General features: G+C 65.3%; 18 protein-coding genes. 12 read left to right on the plus strand and 6 right to left on the minus strand.

Features of this window, described 5'->3' with window-relative positions:
- The first annotated feature begins 35 nt into the window (after nt 1–35).
- The 6 genes from efp to folE2 all read left to right on the plus strand — a co-directional run bounded on the left by efp (nt 36) and on the right by folE2 (nt 5,451).
- The gene (gene efp, locus CSC74_RS01300; protein WP_162312617.1) at nt 36–602 is read left to right on the plus strand and encodes an elongation factor P; all 567 of its coding nucleotides are present in this window, start codon (nt 36–38) and stop codon (nt 600–602) included.
- Between the two features lie 174 nt (nt 603–776).
- Nucleotides 777–2,120: a TRZ/ATZ family hydrolase gene (locus CSC74_RS01305; RefSeq protein ID WP_162312618.1), complete on the plus strand. Its 1,344-nt coding sequence runs from the start codon at nt 777–779 to the stop codon at nt 2,118–2,120.
- A gap of 80 nt (nt 2,121–2,200) precedes the next feature.
- Entirely contained in the window at nt 2,201–2,935 is a 735-nt protein-coding gene (gene ubiG / locus CSC74_RS01310; RefSeq protein ID WP_162312619.1) for a bifunctional 2-polyprenyl-6-hydroxyphenol methylase/3-demethylubiquinol 3-O-methyltransferase UbiG, read from the plus strand.
- Entirely contained in the window at nt 2,925–3,644 is a 720-nt protein-coding gene (locus CSC74_RS01315) for a phosphoglycolate phosphatase (protein ID WP_162312620.1), read from the plus strand. The genes ubiG and CSC74_RS01315 overlap by 11 nt, the downstream gene beginning before the upstream one ends.
- 84 nt (nt 3,645–3,728) lie before the next feature.
- Entirely contained in the window at nt 3,729–4,442 is a 714-nt protein-coding gene (locus CSC74_RS01320) for a phytoene/squalene synthase family protein (RefSeq protein WP_162312621.1), read from the plus strand.
- A gap of 76 nt (nt 4,443–4,518) precedes the next feature.
- On the plus strand, nt 4,519–5,451 hold the full coding sequence (folE2, locus tag CSC74_RS01325; RefSeq protein WP_162312622.1) for a GTP cyclohydrolase FolE2: 933 nt from the start codon (nt 4,519–4,521) through the stop codon (nt 5,449–5,451).
- A 105-nt stretch (nt 5,452–5,556) separates the two neighbouring features.
- Here folE2 and CSC74_RS01330 read toward each other — a convergent pair whose 3' ends face one another.
- The 3 genes from CSC74_RS01330 to yidD all read right to left on the minus strand — a co-directional run bounded on the left by CSC74_RS01330 (nt 5,557) and on the right by yidD (nt 8,147).
- Nucleotides 5,557–6,339 carry a M23 family metallopeptidase gene (locus CSC74_RS01330; protein WP_246192901.1) on the minus strand — a complete coding sequence of 261 codons (783 nt, stop codon included), beginning with the start codon at nt 6,337–6,339 and terminating at the stop codon, nt 5,557–5,559.
- 197 nt (nt 6,340–6,536) lie between these two features.
- Complete coding sequence (locus CSC74_RS01335) at nt 6,537–7,883, minus strand: dihydroorotase (RefSeq protein WP_162312624.1); 1,347 nt, start codon at nt 7,881–7,883, stop codon at nt 6,537–6,539.
- A 45-nt stretch (nt 7,884–7,928) separates the two neighbouring features.
- The gene (gene yidD / locus CSC74_RS01340; protein ID WP_162313677.1) at nt 7,929–8,147 is read right to left on the minus strand and encodes a membrane protein insertion efficiency factor YidD; all 219 of its coding nucleotides are present in this window, start codon (nt 8,145–8,147) and stop codon (nt 7,929–7,931) included.
- 106 nt (nt 8,148–8,253) lie between these two features.
- Here yidD and dksA point away from each other — a divergent pair, with 106 nt between their 5' ends.
- Nucleotides 8,254–9,342: an RNA polymerase-binding protein DksA gene (dksA, locus tag CSC74_RS01345; RefSeq protein WP_162312625.1), complete on the plus strand. Its 1,089-nt coding sequence runs from the start codon at nt 8,254–8,256 to the stop codon at nt 9,340–9,342.
- A gap of 232 nt (nt 9,343–9,574) precedes the next feature.
- Here the strand turns inward: dksA and CSC74_RS01350 are convergent, their stop codons facing one another.
- The 3 genes from CSC74_RS01350 to cysS all read right to left on the minus strand — a co-directional run bounded on the left by CSC74_RS01350 (nt 9,575) and on the right by cysS (nt 12,834).
- The gene (locus tag CSC74_RS01350; RefSeq protein ID WP_162312626.1) at nt 9,575–10,804 is read right to left on the minus strand and encodes an MFS transporter; all 1,230 of its coding nucleotides are present in this window, start codon (nt 10,802–10,804) and stop codon (nt 9,575–9,577) included.
- Nucleotides 10,801–11,241, minus strand: a complete 441-nt coding sequence (locus CSC74_RS01355) for a SufE family protein (protein WP_162312627.1) — start codon at nt 11,239–11,241, stop codon at nt 10,801–10,803. Before CSC74_RS01355 ends, CSC74_RS01350 begins: the two co-directional genes overlap by 4 nt.
- Before the next feature lie 225 nt (nt 11,242–11,466).
- The gene (cysS, locus tag CSC74_RS01360; RefSeq protein WP_162312628.1) at nt 11,467–12,834 is read right to left on the minus strand and encodes a cysteine--tRNA ligase; all 1,368 of its coding nucleotides are present in this window, start codon (nt 12,832–12,834) and stop codon (nt 11,467–11,469) included.
- A 128-nt stretch (nt 12,835–12,962) separates the two neighbouring features.
- Here cysS and CSC74_RS01365 point away from each other — a divergent pair, with 128 nt between their 5' ends.
- The 5 genes from CSC74_RS01365 (at nt 12,963) to CSC74_RS01385 (ending at nt 18,589) form a co-directional block, all read left to right on the plus strand.
- Nucleotides 12,963–13,457, plus strand: coding sequence for a ribonuclease E domain-containing protein (locus CSC74_RS01365; protein ID WP_211369532.1), 495 nt, complete (start codon nt 12,963–12,965; stop codon nt 13,455–13,457).
- A 215-nt stretch (nt 13,458–13,672) separates the two neighbouring features.
- On the plus strand, nt 13,673–14,677 hold the full coding sequence (locus tag CSC74_RS01370; RefSeq protein WP_162312629.1) for an N-acetylornithine carbamoyltransferase: 1,005 nt from the start codon (nt 13,673–13,675) through the stop codon (nt 14,675–14,677).
- A 112-nt stretch (nt 14,678–14,789) separates the two neighbouring features.
- Nucleotides 14,790–15,986 carry an argininosuccinate synthase gene (locus CSC74_RS01375; RefSeq protein WP_162312630.1) on the plus strand — a complete coding sequence of 399 codons (1,197 nt, stop codon included), beginning with the start codon at nt 14,790–14,792 and terminating at the stop codon, nt 15,984–15,986.
- Nucleotides 15,987–16,085: 99 nt separating this feature from the next.
- Nucleotides 16,086–17,177, plus strand: a complete 1,092-nt coding sequence (locus CSC74_RS01380; protein WP_162312631.1) for an acetylornithine deacetylase — start codon at nt 16,086–16,088, stop codon at nt 17,175–17,177.
- A gap of 95 nt (nt 17,178–17,272) precedes the next feature.
- Nucleotides 17,273–18,589 carry an acetylglutamate kinase gene (locus CSC74_RS01385; RefSeq protein ID WP_162312632.1) on the plus strand — a complete coding sequence of 439 codons (1,317 nt, stop codon included), beginning with the start codon at nt 17,273–17,275 and terminating at the stop codon, nt 18,587–18,589.
- Nucleotide 18,590 lies beyond the last annotated feature (1 nt).

Raw genomic sequence — 18,590 nt, forward strand, 5'->3', positions numbered from 1 at the left:
AACGCGGCTGGCTTGTCTTACCCCCAGGAGTTTCCATGGCCAGTTATGGCATGAACGACGTCAAGAACGGGATGAAGATCCTGGTCAACAACGAGCCCTGCGTCATCACCGAAACCGAATACGTCAAACCCGGCAAGGGCCAGGCCTTCACCCGGATCAAATACCGCTTCATCAAGTCCGGGCGCATGGTGGAATTGACCATGAAGGCCACCGACGACCTGGAAGCCGCCGACGTGATCGATACCGACATGCAGTTCCTCTACGCCGACGGCGAGTACTGGCACTTCATGCAGCCGGAAACCTTCGAGCAGGTCCAGGCCGACAAGAACGGCGTGGGCGATGCGGCCAAATACCTGAAAGGCGAAGAGGAATGCGTGGTGACGCTGTGGAATGGCGTGCCGATCGCGGTGCAGCCGCCCAACTTCGTCGAGCTGAAGATCACCGAGACCGACCCCGGCGTGCGCGGCGACACCTCCGGCGGCGGCGGCAAACCGGCCACGCTGGAAACCGGCGCGGTGGTGAGGGTGCCGCTGTTCGTCGGCCAGGACGAAGTCATCAAGGTCGATACCCGCACCGGCGAATACGTGTCGCGGGTGAAGTGACGATTTGGCCCGTGGCCGCTTGCGGCCACGGCTCTGCCAAATCGTCATCCCCGCGTAGGCGGGGATCCAGCGACTTCGGCTGTTGCACCGTATAAAGAAGCCAGGTCACTGGATTCCCGCCTTCGCGGAGCTTTCAACAGCCGAATGGCTGGTCATGACGAGCAAAACTGAAGAATGACGACCGATCCCAATCCCCAGACCTGCGACCTCCTCATCGAAGCCGGCTTCGTGGTGCCGGTGGAGCCGCATGGCGTGGTGCTGGAAGACCACACGGTCGCCGTTTCCGGCGGCGCGATCGTCGCCATCCTGCCGATCGCCGAAGCGCGCACGCGCTTCCGGGCGACGGAAACGGTGTCGCGCCCGGAAGCGGCGTTGATCCCGGGCCTGGTCAACGCGCATGCGCACAACCCGATGACGCTGTTGCGCGGTGTCGCCGACGACCTGCCGCTGAAGGTCTGGCTGCAGGAACATATCTGGCCGATCGAGGGCGCGGTGATCGGCCCGGAATTCGTCGCCGATGGCGTGACCCTGGCCATCGCCGAGATGCTGCGCGGCGGCACCACCTGCTGCAACGAGAACTATTTCTTCCCCGACGTGCAGGCGGCCACCTACAAGCGCCATGGGTTCCGCGCGCGCGTGGGCCTGCCGGTGATCGACTTCCCGACCGCCTGGGCCAAGTCCGACGACGAATACTTCGACCGCGCCGGCGAGGTCCACGACCAGTGGCGCGACGATCCGCTGATCGCCACCGCGTTCGCGCCGCATGCGCCGTACACGGTGTCGGACGAGAATTTCGCGCGCATCCGCATGCTCGCCGACCAGCTCGATCTGCCGGTGCACCTGCATCTGCACGAGACTGCGCAGGAAGTCGAACAATCGCAACAGAAGCACGGGCAACGGCCACTGGCCCGGATCGACCGCCTGGGCCTGGTCAACGACCGCCTGATCGCGGTGCACATGACCCAGCTGACCGAGGCGGAAATCCACCTCTGCGCCGAGCGCGGCGTGTCGGTGGTGCATTGCCCCGAATCCAACCTCAAGCTCGCCTCCGGTTTCTGCCCGGTCTGCGCCCTGCAGAAGGCCGGCGTCAACCTGGCCATCGGCACCGATGGCGTGGCCAGCAACAACGACCTGGACATGTTCGGCGAGACCCGTACCGCGGCGATCCTGGCCAAGGCCGTGGCCGGCGATGCGGCCGGCTTCGATGCCTTCAGCGCTTTGCGCGCCGCGACCCTCGGCGGAGCCAGGGCGATGGGTTTCGATCATCTGGTCGGCTCCATCGAGCCGGGCAAGCAGGCCGATCTGGCCTGCGTCGATCTTTCCGCGCTGGAAACCCAGCCGCTGCACCACGTGGTGTCGCAGCTGATCTACGCCACCGGCCGCCACCAGGTCAGCGACGTGTGGATCGCCGGCAAGCCGAAAATGATTGCGCGCGAGCTGGTCGATATGGACGTGCCGGGAATCCTCGCCAATGCGAAGCAATGGCGTGGGCGGATCGCGGCGGTCGGCACCCAATAACTTTTTTGCTCGTCATGACCAGCCATTCGGTTGTTGAAAACCCCGCCTTCGCGGGAATGACGACGTGAGAGAATATCGCCATGACCAACACAACCGCCCCCAGCGACAACTTCGACCAGGCCGAACTCGACAAATTCGGCGCCCTGGCGAACCGCTGGTGGGATCCGCAAGGTCCGCAGAAGGCGTTGCACGCGCTGAATCCGGTGCGCCTGGACTATGTGAAGCAACGCATCCCGCTGCGCGATGCGGCGGTACTGGATGTCGGTTGCGGCGCCGGCCTGCTCAGCGAGGCCCTGGCGAAGGAGGGCGCGGCCGTCGCCGCCATCGACCTGGCGCCGGAACTGATCAAGGTCGCCAGGCTGCACCGGCTGGAATCGGGTGTGGAGGTCGATTACCGCCTGCAATCGGCCGAAGCGCTGGCCGCGGAAGCACCGGGCAGCTTCGATGCGATCACCTGCATGGAAATGCTGGAACACGTGCCTGATCCGTCCGCGATCATCGCCGCCTGCGCGCAGTTGCTGAAGCCGGGCGGACGCCTGTTCCTGTCCACGCTCAACCGCACTCCGGCCGCGTTCGCACTGGCCATCGTCGGCGCCGAATACGTCGCCCGGCTGCTGCCCAAGGGCACGCACCACTACCAGGATTTCATCAAGCCGTCGGAACTCGCGGGCTGGTTGCGCGCGGCCGGCCTGCAACTGGAGGACGTCAGCGGCCTCGCCTACGAACCCTGGCGCAACGCGGCGCGGATCATCGGCCGCACCGAGGTGAACTACCTGGCCTGCGCGATGAAGCCGGGAATCGGGAATGGAGAATAGGGAGTTGCAACAACAAGTACCGGGCGCTTTGTTCCCACGCGCCGTACTGTTCGACCTGGATGGCACGCTGCTGGACAGCGCGCCGGACATGCTGGCCACGGCCAATCGCCTGCGCGATGCGCAGGGACTGGCGCCGATGGCGTTGGCGCAGATCCGCCCGCACGTGTCCAAGGGATCGCGGGCGATGCTGGCCGCGGCTTTCCCGAAGCTGAAGACAGCTGCCCGCGAGGCGATGGTACCGCTGTTCCTGGAGACCTACCTGCAGGAGCTGGGCCGGCACAGCGTGCTGTTCGACGATATCGAGACCATGCTCGCGGCCCTGGAGGCGGATGGCGCGGCCTGGGGCATCGTCACCAACAAGCCCGAATACCTGGCACGCGAGATCCTGCCGCAACTGGGCTGGGAAACCCGCTGCGCGGTGCTGATCGGCGGCGACACGCTGGCCGAGAAGAAGCCGCATCCGCTGCCACTGCTGATCGCGGCCGAGCGCATGGGTTTGGCGGCAGGCGATTGCGTCTACGTCGGCGACGACGAGCGCGACATCGTGGCCGCGCGCGCGGCCGGCATGCCTTCCATCGCCGCCTTGTGGGGCTACCGCCAGGATCACGAGCGACCGGCGGAGTGGGGTGCGGACAGCGTGCTCGAATCTCCGGCTGAATTGCTCATTCCCGCAAATTGGCCCCAGCCCCTGTCGTCCCCCGGCGCGTAGGAGCGGGCCTTGCCCGCGATGCTCTTGCATGGTGTCCGGATTAAAGCATCGCGGGCAAGGCCCGCTCCTACCCATGATCGATCCATGACCGACTCCACCGCACTCGACAATTTCCTCGACAAATGGCTCGCACGCTGGCCGGAATGGCGCGTGGTCGAAACCTTCGTCCCCGTTCCCCAGCGCCGGCTTGCGATCGCCTGGTTCGCCCTGCAGCAGGAATTCACCGATGCGATGAACATCGCCGGCGACCCGCTGCCGGCCGACGCCAAGCTGGCGTGGTGGGGCGAGGAGTTGCGCGACTGGAGCCGGCAACGCTCGCGGCATCCGCTGGGCCGGGTGCTGGAACCGCAGCGCGCGCCGTGGTTCGAACTGGCCGAAGCCTTGCCGACCCTGATCCGCTTGCGTGAACGTCCGCTCGATGCGGAAAGGGCGTTCGATGCGGTGCGTCCGCTGGCGGTCGCGATTGCCGGTGTCGAGCATGCGCTGTTCCCTGCGCCGGCCAGCGACGTAGCGATCCAGGCGCTTGGCGCACAGTTGCTCGCGGCACGGCTGGAAGGAGCAGGCGAGGTCGCGGTGCCGCTGCATGTCGCCGGTGCCGAAGGCCCGACGCGCGACGCCTGGGTCGGGGAGCTGTTGCTGCGCTGGCCAGCGCGCGAGGGCGGCCCGCTGCCGCGCCGATTGACCGCGGCACTGGCGCGCTCGCAGCTGCAACGGTCCGGGGCAGGCGGGGAAAGCATCGCCACGCTGCCGCCGCTGCGTGCCTTGTGGCTGGGCTGGCGCGCGGCAAGGCGGCGCTGACGTAACGTACCGTTGCAGGGGCGCCAGGCCCCGAGCCGGTACAATTCGCCTCTGTTCCGCCCCCACGGCCCCTTAGATGTCCGCTACACGCCCGACCCTCCCGAGCACCGACCTTCCCGACGTCGCCGGCCATGCCGTGCCCCTGGCGCGTGCGCTGGACTGGGTAGGCATGGAAGGCATCGCCTTGCCGGTGCGCGTGTCCGATGGCGTCGGCGGGCAACTGCAGGTCGCCGCCAGCATCGACCTGTCGGTCGACCTGGCCGATCCCGAAGCGCGCGGCATCCATATGTCGCGCCTGTACCTGCAATTGCAGGACAGCCTGGCCCGCGAAACCATCACCCCGGCCGGCCTGCGCCATCTGTTGCAGGAAAGCATCGCCTCGCAATCCGGCCTTGCCTCGCGGGCACGATTGAAGATCCGTTATGAAGCGCTGCTGCAGCGTCGTGCCTTGGAGAGCGAATACACGGGTTGGAAGCGCTATCCGGTCGAGATCGAAGCGACGCTCGACGAAGGTCATTTGCAACTCGCCTTGTCGTTCTCGCTGGAATACTCGAGCACCTGCCCGGCGTCGGCCGCGCTATCGCGCCAGGCCAATGCGCAGCGTTTCTCGGAAGATTTCGCTGCCGCGCGCCCATTGTCGGTAGGCGTGGTCCACGACTGGCTGGCCTCCGAGCGCGGCCTCGCCGCCACCCCGCATGCGCAGCGCAGCCGCGCGCAGGTGCGGGTGGAACTGCGCACCCAGTTCGACGAACTGCCGCTGGTGGCGTTGATCGATGCGCTGGAAACGGCCCTGGCCACGCCGGTGCAGACCGCGGTCAAGCGCATCGACGAGCAGGCCTTCGCCCGCCTGAATGCCGAAAACCTGATGTTCTGCGAAGACGCCGCGCGCCGCGTGGCCTCGGTATTGTCGAAGGATTCGCGGATCGAGCGTTACGACGCGACCGTATCGCACTTCGAGAGCCTGCATCCGCACGATGCGGTGGCGCGGGTAAGCGGCAGCAACGCCTGATGGCGCCGCCTCGCGTAGGATCTGCGTAGGAGCGACGTAAGTCGCGAATGATCTTTCCGACGGGATTCCATCGCGACTCACGTCGCTCCTACAGCGTTGATTGGTTTATTTCCGCTCCAGCACCAGCAGCGGATCGATGCGCACATCGAACCAGTTCATCCCCCAATGCAGATGCGGTCCCGTCGCACGCCCCGTGGCACCGACCGCGCCGATGACCTGGCCCTGTTCCACGCGATCGCCGATTTTCACGTCTATGCGCGACAGGTGCAGGAAATTGGAGCTGACCCCGAAGCCATGGTCGAGCAGCAGCGTGCCGCCGGTGAGGTAGAGGTCCGGCGCGGCGAAAGTCACCACGCCGGCCGCGGGCGCCTTGACCGGGGTGCCGGTCGGCACCGCGATGTCCATTCCCGAATGCCCGGACCCTGGCTGCCCGTTGTACACGCGGCCATTGCCGAAACGGCCGCTGATGCGGCCCTGTACCGGCCAGACGAAGGCTTGGGCGAAGTCGGTGCGGTCGTCGTCGCGGCTGCGCGCGGCGACCACCAGCGCCTGCTCGCGTTTGATCCGCGCTGCGATGTCCGGCGGCGGGTTGACGGTCTTCGGCGGCACGCCGTTGACGTGTTCCAGCGGCCAGTCGCGCGCGGTGACCATGACCTGCGCGGCGTCGCGGATGCCGTCGGGGCGCTTGACCTCGATCTGCAGCGGCCCCTTCTCGTCGCGGCCCACGCCGAAGACCACGGTGCCGTAGCTGCTAACGCGTAGTTCGCGGCCCGCATAGCTGACCTTGCTGCCTGGCGGCACCTTGCCGATGACCAGCGCGCCCTGCGAAACGCTGGCGGGGAAGGCGATGCGGGTGTCGGTTTGCAGCTGTGCCGGAGCGACGTTCACAGGGGAGGGTGGAGTACCCGCTTGCGTCTGCGCAAAAGCCGATGTCGCACAGGTAGCCAGCGCGAACAACAGCATCGTCATTCCCGCGAAGGCGGGAATCGCTCTTCTGCTCTTCGGACGGATTGCTGCGATTCGAGTGAAGAGCGATTCCCGCCTTCGCGGGAATGACGAACAAGAACAAGAACGGGATTGCAGAATCAACGATCGAACTCCAACCGCTGCCCGTTCGGCGTGCCGACCAGTTGTTCCCCATTCCAGACCATGCGCCCATTGACCCAGGTGGCGCCGATGCGCGACTGGAACGTGGTGCCCTCGAATGGCGACCAGCCGCATTTCGACAGCACGTCCTCGCGACGCACGGTGAACGGTTCGTCCTCCACCAGCACCAGGTCGGCCCAGTAGCCTTCGCGCAGGAAACCGCGCTCCTTCACGTCGAACAGCCGCGCCGGCGCGTGCGCCAGCTTGTTGACGATCTGCGCGCGGGTCGATTTCTTCTCGTGCGCCAGTTCCAGGGCCGCGACCAGCGCGTACTGGACCAGCGGCAGACCGGAAGGCGCCTGCGAATACGGCCTGGATTTTTCCTCCAGCGTATGCGGCGCGTGGTCGGTCGCCAGCACGTCGATGACGTCCTCGGCCAGCGCGCGGATCAGCGCCTCGCGGTCGCTGGCGTCCTTGATCGCCGGGTTGCACTTGATCAGGTTGCCCAGGCGCGCGTAGTCGTTGCGGTCGAAGCGCAGGAAGTGGATGCAGGTCTCGGCGGTGATGCGCTTGCGCACGCCATCGGCGCCGACCAGCGGGCCGGGCTGGAACAGGGCCAGTTCGTCGGCGGTGGAGATATGCAGCACGTGCAGGCGGGTGTCGTGCTTGCGCGCCAGCGAGATCGCCAGCCGGGTCGACTTGATGCAGGCCTCGCGCGAGCGGATGTCCGGGTGGCATTCCACCGGGATGTCCTCGCCGTAACGCACCTTGAACCTGGCCAGGTTGGCATCGATGGTCGGCGTGTCTTCGCAGTGGGTGATGATCGGCGTGGGCGCTTCGCGGAAGATCGCGTCCAGGGTCTCCGGGTTGTCGACCAGCATGTTGCCGGTGGAGGCGCCCATGAACACCTTGATCCCGGGCGCGGTCTTCGGGTCCAGGGTGCGCACCGCTTCCAGGTTGTCGTTGCTGGCGCCCAGGTAGAAGCCGAAATTGCCCCAGGCCCGGCCCGCCGCGGCGTCGTACTTGGCCTGCAGGGCCCGCGCGTCCAGTGTGGGAGGAGTGGTGTTGGGCATGTCCATGAAAGTGGTCAGGCCGCCAGCCGCCGCCGCCGCCGATTCCGTGGCGATATCGCCCTTGTGGGTCAGCCCGGGTTCGCGGAAATGCACCTGGTCGTCGACCATGCCCGGCAACAGCCAGCGGCCGCCGGCCTCGATCACCTGATCGCCCGGTTGCGCGCTCAATTCACCGCCCACATGGGTGATGCGGCCATTGGCGAAACGCAGGTCGCCGTCGAATTCACGGCCTTCGTTGACCAGGCGGGCGTTGACTATCAGCGTACCGGGCATCAGCGGGTTCCTGTGGAGAGGGAGGGGTGGATGTGACGTTTCTGATTATTTCCCGGGAATCGGATCATGCCCGCCGGGGTGGAACGGATGGCAGCGGCCGATACGGCGCATCGCCAGCCAGCTGCCCTGCAGCGGACCGAAACGGGCGATGGCTTGCATCGCATATTCCGAACAGGTGGGCTCGAAGCGGCAGCGCGGCCCCAATAGCGGACTGATGAAGCGCTTGTAAAACCGCAGCAGGACGATGAGGAAGCGGCCAATCATTGGCTGATGATATGCGACTTGGCCTAATTCGTGGTTGCCGGACCCGGCCGGGTAGGCTATAAAGGCGCCCCCTTCCCGGACCTCGGGAAGTTGAAGGACGCTTTTCGTGGCTGCAAAGAAACCTGCGAAGAAGGCCGCCAAGCCGGTCAAGAAATCCGCCAAGCCCGTCGCCAAGAAGCCCGTCGCCAAAGCGGCCCCCGCCAGGAAACCGGCGGCCAAGCCCGTGGCCAAGAAGGCGCCGGCCAAGCCGGTAGCCAAGAAGGCGGTCGCGGCCAAGAAAGCAGTAGCCAAGAAGGCGCCTGTCGCCAAGAAACCGGTACCGGTCAAGAAGCCGGTCGCCAAGAAGCCCGCGCCCAAACCCGCAGCCAAGGCTGCTGCGAAAGTTGTGCCGGCCAAGAAACCCTCCGCCAAACCGGCCCCGATCAAGTCCGTCCCGTCCAAATCCGTACCGAAACCGGCCGCCAAGCCGGTTGCGGCCAAAGCGACTCCTGCCAAGACCGCCCCCCCGGCCGCTGGCCGTGCCGTAGCGCCTGTTTCCAAGGCCGCAACCCCGGCACCGGCGCCAGCCGTCAAACCGACTCCCAATAAATCAGTGCCTTCCCCCAAAGCAAACTCAAAGAACACCTCGAAAGCCTCCGCAGTACCGCCGATCCCCGTTGCCAAGGCACCCATCCCGCGTCCCGTGGGCAAGGTGGCTGTGGCCGTGGTTTCCAGGCCCTCGTCCACGCCCGCACCGCGCGGCAAGGTCAAGGTGGTGCCCTTCAAGACCGATGAAGCCACCGGTCGCCCGCTCATCCCCAATGGCTACAAGCCGGCGGCGGATGAGGAATATATGAGCACGCTGCAGCTGGAGTATTTCCGCCAGCGCCTGCTCGACTGGCGCGCGGACCTGGTGGAGGAATCCAAGCAGACCATCGAGAACCTCAAGGACGAAGTGCGCGACGTCGGCGACGAAGCCGAGCGCGCCACCCGCGAAACCGAGAACTCGCTGGAGCTGCGCACCCGCGACCGCTACCGCAAGCTGATCGGCAAGATCGACAGCACGCTCAAGCGCCTGGAAGCCGGCGACTACGGATACTGCGCCGACACCGGCGAGGAAATCGGCCTGGAACGCCTGGAAGCGCGCCTGACCGCCGAGCGCACGATCGATGCGCAGGAGCGTTGGGAACACATGCAGAAACAGCAGGGCGATTGATTCTTCGCCCAGCTCCGGCTCGCAACGAAACCCCGCCAAGGCGGGGTTTTTCGTGGGAGCGGCGTCCTCGCCGCGAGCTCTCGATCCGCATTCATTCCAGACCCAGAACGGTTGGCCAAGATCATTGCCTATGGGAGGAACTTCAGCCCCGACGCTTTTTTCCCGCTGCGTCCGTCCGGGCCGAAGCCCCCCATAAATCAACCGCCGCGCGATGATTGTGCGGGATATCCGCTTACTGCAGATCCTGCAGGTTCAGCCGCCGCAGCTTCGGCGCCTTCCATGCGGTGATGCCGACCACGCCGAGGGTGACGAAGCCGCCCATCAACACCGCCGGTACCAGGCCCAGCAGGCGCGCCATCACGCCGTCGTAGAAAGCGCCAAGTTCATTGGACGAGCTGATGAAGATGCTGTTGATGGAGGACACCCGGCCGCGCATGTGGTCCGGAGTCACCAGTTGCATGATGGTCGAACGCAGCACCACCGACACGCCGTCGCACATGCCGTAGGCGACCAGCAGCGCCGCCGACAGCCAGAACTGCCGCGACAGGGCGAAGGCGATGGTGCACAAGCCGAAGCTGGCCACCGCCAGCAGCAGCACGCGGCCGGCGTGGCGTTGCAACGGATGGCGGGTCAGCCACAACGCCACCACGATCGAACCCACGGCAGGCGCTGCGCGCAGCATGCCCAGCGCCTCCGGGCCATGGTGCAGGATGTCCTTGATGAAGGCCGGCAGCATCGATAGCGCGCCGCCCAGCAGCACCGAAAACATGTCCAGCGCCATCGCGCCCAGCATGATCTGGTTGGAGGCGACGAAGCGCGCGCCCTCGGCGATGCTGGCGAACACCGGGCCACGCTGCTGTTGCTGGGCAGGCTCGGTTACCGGCATCAGCAGCAGCGCGCCGCCGGCGGCGATGGCGAAGCAGGCAGCCAATCCATAGGCGAAAGGCGTGCCGAGGCTGCCGATCAGCAGGCCGCCCAGCGCCGGGCCCAGCACCAGTCCGCCCTGGAACACCACGCTGCCCAGGCCGGCACCGCGCGCGAACTGCTCGCGCTTGAGCGCGCGCGCGAACAACGCGTTGTAGACCGGCCCCAGGAACGAGCGGCCGACGCCGCCGACTGCGATGGCCAGGTAGATCGGCCACAGGCCGTGCAACGGCAGCACGTCCATGGCAATCAGGGTCAAGGCGATGGCATTCGCAGCCAGGCCAAGACAGGCCGCCGCGCCCAGCTTGCGTCGTGGCAGGTGATCGACCAGGTAGCCGGAGAATGGAGCGACGCAGAAGAACGGAATCACCTCGGCCAGGCCGACCAGGCCCAGCGACCACGGATCGCCGGTGATCCCGTACACGTGCCAACCCACCGTCACTGCCACGATCTGGTACGAAAACAGGGTGCAGATGCGATACAGCATCAGCCAGCGGAAGCCAACGCTGTGCAGCGGTGACGCTGGAGCTTCGCTCATGCGGTGGCGCGTTGCGCCGTGTCGCGGATGAAGGCCAGCAGCGAGGCCAGCCCGTTGCTGCGGGTCGGCGACAGGTGCTTGGCCAGGCCGATGTCGGCGATGTAGTCCGGCGTGGTGGCGAGGATTTCCTGCGCGCTGCGGCCCGAATAGACGCGTAGCGCCAGGTAGATCAGCCCGGAAACGATCGCCGAATCGCTGATCGCGCTGAAGTCGAGCCGGTCCGCATCGCCCTGCGGCACGATCCAGACCAGCGATTGGCAACCGAGTAGCCGGTTTTCCTCGGTTTTCCACTCTTCCGGGAAAGGCGGCAGCTTGCGGCCCAGGTCGATCAGGTACTGGTAGCGCTCGGACCAGTCGCTGAAGAAGCCGAACTCGTCCTTGATCGCCAGTTGCGCGCCGGTGGGGGTGGCTTCGAGGGGGAAAGTGCTGGTGTCCACGGGAATATTTGTACTCAGGGCCGGTCGACTGCTCAATGTTTTTCGTCTATTCGGATTTCGTCGTCCCCGCGAAGGCGGGGACCCAGTGACTTTCGCTCTCATCGCGCAAGGGCAAAAGCGAAGTCGCTGGGTTGACCGGCTTTGCCGTTGAGAAGCGCTTCCGCCTTCGCGGGGCTTCCAACAGTCGAATGGCTGGTCACGACGATCAGCATTGGATGCTTATTGTCAGGCACGCTTCCAGCGTACGCCCTGCGCCGTGTCTTCCAGCAAAACGCCTTCGGCGGCCAGCAGGTCGCGGATGGCGTCGGAGCGCGCGAAATCGCGGTTCTTCTTGGCGTTGTTGCGCTCGTCGATCAACGTCTGGATGCGGGCGTCGTCGTCGTCGGAGGCGCCGCGCCCGAACCAGTCCGCCGCTTCCTGCTGCAACAGGCCCAGAACCAGGCCGGCGCCCAGCAGTTCCGATTTCAGCCGGATCTTGTCCTCGGCCGTAACCGCTTTGCGGGCCTCGCCTGCGATGCGCGCCAGCTCGGCCAGCGCTTGCGGCGTATTCAGGTCGTCGTCGAGCGCATCCTCGACCGCACCCGGAATCTTCGGCTCCGCCTCGACAGTGGAGAGATCGCGCAGGGTTCCGTAAAGGCGATCCAGCGTCCGCACCGACTGCTCGATCAGCGCATCCGACCATTCCAGCGGCTGCCGGTAGTGCGCGGACAGCAGTGCGTAGCGCAGCGCCTCGGGCGGATGCCGCTTGAGGAGCTCATGCACGCGCTCCACGTTGCCGACCGACTTCGACATCTTGGCGCCGCCGAAATTCAGCATGCCGTTATGCAGCCAGAAACGGGCGAAGACCTTGCCGCCGTGGGCGCATTCGCTCTGCGCGATTTCGTTCTCGTGGTGCGGAAACTGCAGATCCACGCCACCGGCGTGGATGTCGATGGTCTCGCCGAAGATCGCCTCGATCATCGCCGAGCATTCGATGTGCCAGCCCGGACGGCCGCGGCCCCAGGGCGATTCCCAGCCGGGGAGATCATCGGTAGAAGGCTTCCAGAGGACGAAATCGCCCGGGTCGCGCTTGTATGGCGCCACTTCCACGCGCGCGCCGGCCAGCATTTCCTCCGGATCCCGGCGCGACAGTTTGCCGTACTCCTTGAACGTGGCTACCGCGAACAGCGCGTGGCCCTCCGCGGCATAGGCGTGCCCGCTTTCGATCAGGCGCTCGATCATGGCGATGATGTGCGGAACGTGGGCGGTCGCTTCCGGCTGCAGGTCCTGCGGGACCACGCCCAGGCCGGCCATGTCCTCGCGATAGGCGGCGGCGTATTTGTCGGTGATCGTGGAGATCGGTACGCCGAGTTCCTTCGCGGCGGCGTTGATCTTGTCGTCGATGTCGGTGATGTTGCGCGCGTAGCGCAGCCCGCCGAAGCGGCGGCGCAGCAATGCGGCCAGCACCCCGAACACCACCGGGCCGCGGGCGTTGCCGATGTGCACGTAGTTGTAGACCGTCGGTCCGCACAGGTACATCGTGGGGCAGGCGGGATCCAGGGGCACGAAGGTTTCCACCTGTCGCGTCAGGTTGTTGTGCAGTCGCAGGGTCATCGGCTGTGGGTGCAGTGGAGGTAGCAGGACGATTCTACCGGCCGGTACAGGGCTCCGACAGCATCGATTCAGCCCCTCTCCATCCGCGCTGCCTACACTGTGGTCCGGGATTCCAACCAAGCGGCCCAATGCGTCTGATCTGTTATCCAGTGCTCTGCCTGTGCCTGTCGGCTTTCGCCAGCATGCCGGTGGCCGCGCAGGATCAACCGCAAACCACGGTCGTGCCAGTGGAGAACGTCCGCCTGGACTATGCCCAGGTGCTCGCGGTGGAGCCGGTGTACCAGACCTTGCGTGCTTCGCGGACCGAGATGCGTTGCGAGGAAATCCCCGCGCCCAGGCCTGCGCGACCCGCCGAGGAAGGGCGTTGGTCCAGGCTCGTCGATTCGGTCAAGGGGGTATTCACCAGCGACCCCGAACCCGAACCCAGGGCGGAGCCGGCAAAATCAAGTTGTCGCATGGTGCCCGTGGACCGTGAGTTCCGCCGCCCCATCGCCTACGACGTCGATTACGTCTACAAGGGCTTCAAGTACCGTTCGCGCCTGGCCGAAGACCCCGGCAACCGCCTGCGGATCCGGGTTTCGGTGATGCCCTATGTGCCCGGCCAGGACATTGCCAGCCCCTGAGCCTTGCGCCAACGGCTTCCCGCATGCGACGATGCGGGCAATGAAGATCAACCTGCACTCGTACGCCAGCTCTGCCCGGATGGCCTCCGGCATGACTTCGCGTGCGCGCCGACCGGAACCGCTTATCTAGCTGGGTCGCCGGACGTGTGTGCTTGTTCAACCGGAACCCAGCCTGGCGCTGGGTTTTCTCGTTTCTGATCCTTTGGAAGTCACAAATGAAACATTTCTTGAATACGCAGGACTGGTCGCGCAACGAACTGGACGCCTTGCTGACCCAGGCGGCGCTGTACAAGAAGCACAAGCTGGGCGATGAACTGAAGGGCAAGTCCATCGCCCTGGTGTTCTTCAATCCATCGCTGCGCACGCGCACCAGCTTCGAGCTCGGCGCCTTCCAGCTGGGCGGCCATGCGGTGGTCCTGCAGCCGGGCAAGGACGCGTGGCCGATCGAATTCGGCGTCGGCACGGTGATGGACGGCGATACCGAAGAGCACATCGCCGAAGTGGCCAAGGTCCTGTCGCGCTATGTCGATCTCATTGCGGTGCGCGCCTTCCCGAAGTTCATCGACTGGTCGCAGGACCGGCAGGACCACGTCCTGCGCGGTTTCGCCCAGCACGCGACCGTGCCGGTGATCAACCTGGAGACCATCACCCATCCTTGCCAGGAACTGGCCCACATACTGGCCTTGCAGGAACACTTCGGCACACCGGACCTGCGCGGCAAGAAATACGTGTTGACCTGGACCTACCACCCCAAGGCGCTGAACACCGCGGTCGCCAACTCCGCGCTGACCATCGCCACGCGCATGGGCATGGACGTGACCCTGCTGTGCCCGACGCCCGAGTACATCCTCGACGAACGCTACATGGGCTGGGCCGAGCAGAACGTGGCCGAGAGCGGCGGCTCGCTACGCATCAGCCACGACACCGACAGCGCCTACGCCGGCGCCGACATCGTCTACGCCAAGAGCTGGGGCGCGTTGCCGTACTTCGGCAACTGGGAACCGGAAAAGCCCATCCGCGACCGGTACAAGCACTTCATCGTCGACGAACGCAAGATGGCCCTGACCAACAACGGCGTGTTCAGCCACTGCCTGCCGCTGCGCCGGAACATCAAGGCCACCGACGCGGTCATGGATTCGCCGCAATGCATCGCTATCAATGAAGCCGAGAACCGCCTGCACGTGCAGAAGGCGGTGATGGCGGCTTTAGCGCAGAAGTGAGTGGAGAGGAGTGAGGAGCGAGCGAAAGCGCTTGCCCCCTACTTCTCCCGCACCTCCGCTTCTACTCACTCCTCACTCCTCACTCCTCTCCACTCACTCCTCTCAAGACCCCATGACCCAGACCAAAGACATCGTCCTCGCCTTCTCCGGCGGCCTCGACACCAGTTTCTGCATTCCCTACCTGCAGGAGCGGGGCTACGCCGTGCACACCGTGTTCGCCGATACCGGCGGCGTGGATGCGGAGGAACGCGACTTCATCGAGAAACGTGCGGCCGAACTCGGGGTCGCCAGCCATGTCACCGTCGATGGCGGTCCCGCCATCTGGGACGGCTTCGTCAAACCGTTCGTGTGGGCAGGGGAGGGCTACCAGGGCCAGTATCCGTTGCTGGTTTCGGATCGTTACCTGATCGTCGATGCCGCGCTGGCGCGCGCCAGAGAGCTCGGCACCAGGGTCATCGCCCACGGCTGCACCGGCATGGGCAACGACCAGGTGCGCTTCGACCTGGCGGTGAAGGCTTCCGGCGACTACGAAATAGTCGCGCCGATCCGGGAAATCCAGAAGGAACACACCCAGACCCGCGCCTACGAGCAGAAATACCTCGAGGACCGCGGTTTCGGTGTGCGTGCCAAGCAGAAGGCCTACACCATCAATGAGAACCTGCTGGGCCTGACCATGTCCGGTGGCGAGATCGATCGCTGGGAAGCGCCGGGCGAAGGCGCGCGCGGCTGGTGCGCGCCGCGCAATGCATGGCCGGTGGAACCCTTGAACGTCACTTTGAAGTTCGAGAACGGCGTGGCCGTGGAACTCGACGGGAAACCTACCGAGGGCGCCAAGCTGCTGGCCAAGCTCAATACCTTGTTCGCGCAGTACGGCGTGGGGCGCGGCATGTACACCGGCGACACCACCATCGGCCTGAAGGGCCGCATCGTCTATGAAGCGCCCGGCCTGATCGCGCTGCTCACCGCGCACCGCGCGCTGGAAGAGGCGGTGCTGACCAAGCAGCAGAACCGCTTCAAGCCCGAGGTCGCGCGCAAATGGGTGGAACTGGTCTACGAGGGTTTCTACCACGACCCGTTGAAGACCGATCTCGAAGCCTTCCTGGCGTCCTCGCAATCCACCGTCAACGGCACCGTCGCGCTGGAAACGCGCGGCGGCCGTGTGGATGCCGTGGCCATCGAATCGCCGCATATCCTCAACGCCAAGGACGCGACCTACGCGCAGTCGGCGGACTGGGGCGTGGAGGAGGCCGAGGGCTTCATCAAGCTGTTCGGGATGAGCAGCACCCTTTGGGCCGAAATCAATCGCTGAAACCCTGTAGGAGCGGCCCTTGGCCGCGATGCTCTGCACCGGAAAATCAGTGAAAGCATCGCGGCCAAGGGCCGCTCCTACGACGACATTGGAAACGAAATGCTGGAGTCGGTCCTCAAACATCTTGAAGTGCTGGTGTCCTTCGACACCCGCAATCCGCCGCGTGCGATCAACACGGGTGGCATCTTCGACTACATCCGTGCGCAGCTGTCCGACTTCAAGGTCGAGGTGGTCGATCATGGTGCCGGCGCGGTGTCGCTGTTCGCCGTGCGAGGCAATCCGAAGCGCGTCTTCAACGTGCACCTGGACACCGTGCCTTCGTCGCCAGCGTGGACGGCCGATCCCTTGAAGCTGCGCGTGACCGGCGACCGCGCCATCGGCCTGGGTGCCTGCGACATCAAGGGCGCTGCCGCAGCCTTGATCGCCGCAGCGCAGGTCACCCAGGGCGACGCCGCATTCCTGTTCAGCAGTGATGAGGAAGCCAACGATCCGCGCTGCATCGCCGCCTTCCTTGCCCGCGACCATGGTTTCAGCGAGGCGATCATCGCCGAACCCACCCAAGGCCAGGCCGTGCTGGCGCATCGCGGGATCAGCGCGGTGCGCATGGCGTTCAAGGGCCAGGCGGGTCACGCTTCCGCGGAAAATGCGCTGTCGCTGAGCGCGGTGCACAACGCCATGCGCTGGGGCGTCGATGCGCTGGATTTCGTCAAGTCGCAGAACCACCTCCGCTTCGGCGGCTTGACCGGCCTGCGCTTCAACATCGGTCGTGTGGAAGGCGGGATCAAGGCCAACATGATCGCGCCGAGCGCGGAAATCCGTTTCGGGTTCCGACCGCTACCGTCGCAGGACATGCAGGCGCTGCACGCGCAGTTCCGCAACTTCGCCAATGACGATGCGTTGGCGGAATACGAGGAAACCTTCCGCGGTCCTTCGCTGCCTTCCGGCGATGTGGCCCGCGCCGAGGAACGCAGGTTGGCGGCACGCGACCTTGCCGACGAACTCAACCTGCCGGTTGGCAATGCGGTCGATTTCTGGACCGAGGCCTCGCTGTTCTCCGGTGCCGGCCTGACTGCGCTGGTCTATGGCCCCGGCGACATCGCCCAGGCGCATACCGCCGACGAATGGGTTTCCCTGCAACAACTCTACGCTTATGCCGAATCGATCATGCGGGTGCTCGGAAAAACGAATTGACTGTGGGAGGGGCTTCAGCCCCGACTGCCTTGCGATCATCGCATCGGGGCTGAAGCACCTCCCACAAAAGCCAACAAGAACATAGAAAGAACGACATGGAATCGCACAAGCAGACCCGTCAGACCATCATCCGCCTGCTCTCCAGCATGGCCAGCGCCAAGGAGATCTCGCAGTACGTCAAGCGCTTCTCGCAGCTCGACGCCAAGCGCTTCGCCGTGGTCAAGGTCGGCGGCGCGGTGCTGCGCGACGACCTCGAGGCGCTGACCTCGTCGCTGACTTTCCTGCAGGAAGTCGGCCTGACTCCCATCGTGGTGCATGGCGCCGGCCCGCAACTGGACGAGGAAATGGCCGCCGCCGGCATCGCCAAGCAGACCGTCGACGGCTTGCGCGTGACCACCCCGGACGTGCTGGCGATCGTGCGCAAGGTGTTCCTGCAGCAGAACCTGGCCCTGGTCGAGGCGCTGCAGCAATCGGGTGCGCGGGCGACCTCGATCGTGTCCGGCGTGTTCGAAGCCGAGTACCTGGACCAGGCAACCTACGGCCTGGTCGGCGAAGTGAAACGGATCAACCAGTCGCCGATCGAGGCGAGCCTGAAAGCCGGGTCGATCCCAGTTATCGCCAGCCTGGGCGAGACCCACGGTGGCCAGATCCTCAACATCAACGCCGACTTCGCCGCCAACGAGCTGGTGCAGGTGCTGCAGCCGTACAAGATCATCTTCCTGACCGGCACTGGCGGCCTGCTGGATCCGCAGGGCAATGTGATCGATTCGATCAACCTGTCCACCGAATACGACGAACTGATGGCGCAGCCGTGGATCAACGGCGGCATGCGGGTGAAGATCGAGCAGATCAAGGATCTGCTGGAAAAACTGCCGCTGACTTCCTCGGTGTCGATCACCCGGCCCGCCGAACTGGCCAAGGAACTGTTCACCCACAAGGGGTCCGGAACATTGGTGCGCCGTGGCGAACGCGTGCTGCGCTTCGATTCCTGGGAGGGCGTGGACCTGGCACGGATGCGCGAACTGATCGAATCGAGCTTCGGACGCACGCTGGTCGCCGACTACTTCGAGAACACGAAGCCCTATCGCATCTACATCAGCGAAAACTACCGCACCGCTCTCATCCTGACCCAGGAGGAGGGCTTCGCCTACCTGGACAAGTTCGCCGTGCTGGACGATGCGCAAGGCGAGGGCCTGGGCCGCGCGGTCTGGCATGTGATGCGCGAGGAGAATCCGCAGTTGTTCTGGCGCTCGCGCCACAACAACCAGGTCAATATCTTCTATTACGCCGAATCCGATGGCTGCTACAAGCAGGAGAAGTGGAAAGTGTTCTGGTACGGCATCGATGCATTCGCCGACATCGAGCGCTGCGTCGCCCATTGCAAGACCCGCACGCCCACGTTGGTGGACTGAG

The organism is Pseudoxanthomonas yeongjuensis (assembly GCF_010093345.1).
Lineage (GTDB): Bacteria > Pseudomonadota > Gammaproteobacteria > Xanthomonadales > Xanthomonadaceae > Pseudoxanthomonas_A > Pseudoxanthomonas_A yeongjuensis.

Coding starts and splice junctions, on each gene's coding strand:
- cysS (WP_162312628.1), bottom strand. CDS start 12,834: ATGACCCTGCGACTGCACAACAACCTGACGCGACAGGTGGAAACCTTC.
- CSC74_RS01365 (WP_211369532.1), top strand. CDS start 12,963: ATGCGTCTGATCTGTTATCCAGTGCTCTGCCTGTGCCTGTCGGCTTTC.
- CSC74_RS01335 (WP_162312624.1), bottom strand. CDS start 7,883: ATGCCCGGTACGCTGATAGTCAACGCCCGCCTGGTCAACGAAGGCCGT.
- CSC74_RS01375 (WP_162312630.1), top strand. CDS start 14,790: ATGACCCAGACCAAAGACATCGTCCTCGCCTTCTCCGGCGGCCTCGAC.
- CSC74_RS01305 (WP_162312618.1), top strand. CDS start 777: ATGACGACCGATCCCAATCCCCAGACCTGCGACCTCCTCATCGAAGCC.
- CSC74_RS01385 (WP_162312632.1), top strand. CDS start 17,273: ATGGAATCGCACAAGCAGACCCGTCAGACCATCATCCGCCTGCTCTCC.
- folE2 (WP_162312622.1), top strand. CDS start 4,519: ATGTCCGCTACACGCCCGACCCTCCCGAGCACCGACCTTCCCGACGTC.
- yidD (WP_162313677.1), bottom strand. CDS start 8,147: ATGATTGGCCGCTTCCTCATCGTCCTGCTGCGGTTTTACAAGCGCTTC.
- CSC74_RS01320 (WP_162312621.1), top strand. CDS start 3,729: ATGACCGACTCCACCGCACTCGACAATTTCCTCGACAAATGGCTCGCA.
- CSC74_RS01350 (WP_162312626.1), bottom strand. CDS start 10,804: ATGAGCGAAGCTCCAGCGTCACCGCTGCACAGCGTTGGCTTCCGCTGG.
- CSC74_RS01315 (WP_162312620.1), top strand. CDS start 2,925: ATGGAGAATAGGGAGTTGCAACAACAAGTACCGGGCGCTTTGTTCCCA.
- ubiG (WP_162312619.1), top strand. CDS start 2,201: ATGACCAACACAACCGCCCCCAGCGACAACTTCGACCAGGCCGAACTC.
- CSC74_RS01370 (WP_162312629.1), top strand. CDS start 13,673: ATGAAACATTTCTTGAATACGCAGGACTGGTCGCGCAACGAACTGGAC.
- CSC74_RS01380 (WP_162312631.1), top strand. CDS start 16,086: ATGCTGGAGTCGGTCCTCAAACATCTTGAAGTGCTGGTGTCCTTCGAC.
- efp (WP_162312617.1), top strand. CDS start 36: ATGGCCAGTTATGGCATGAACGACGTCAAGAACGGGATGAAGATCCTG.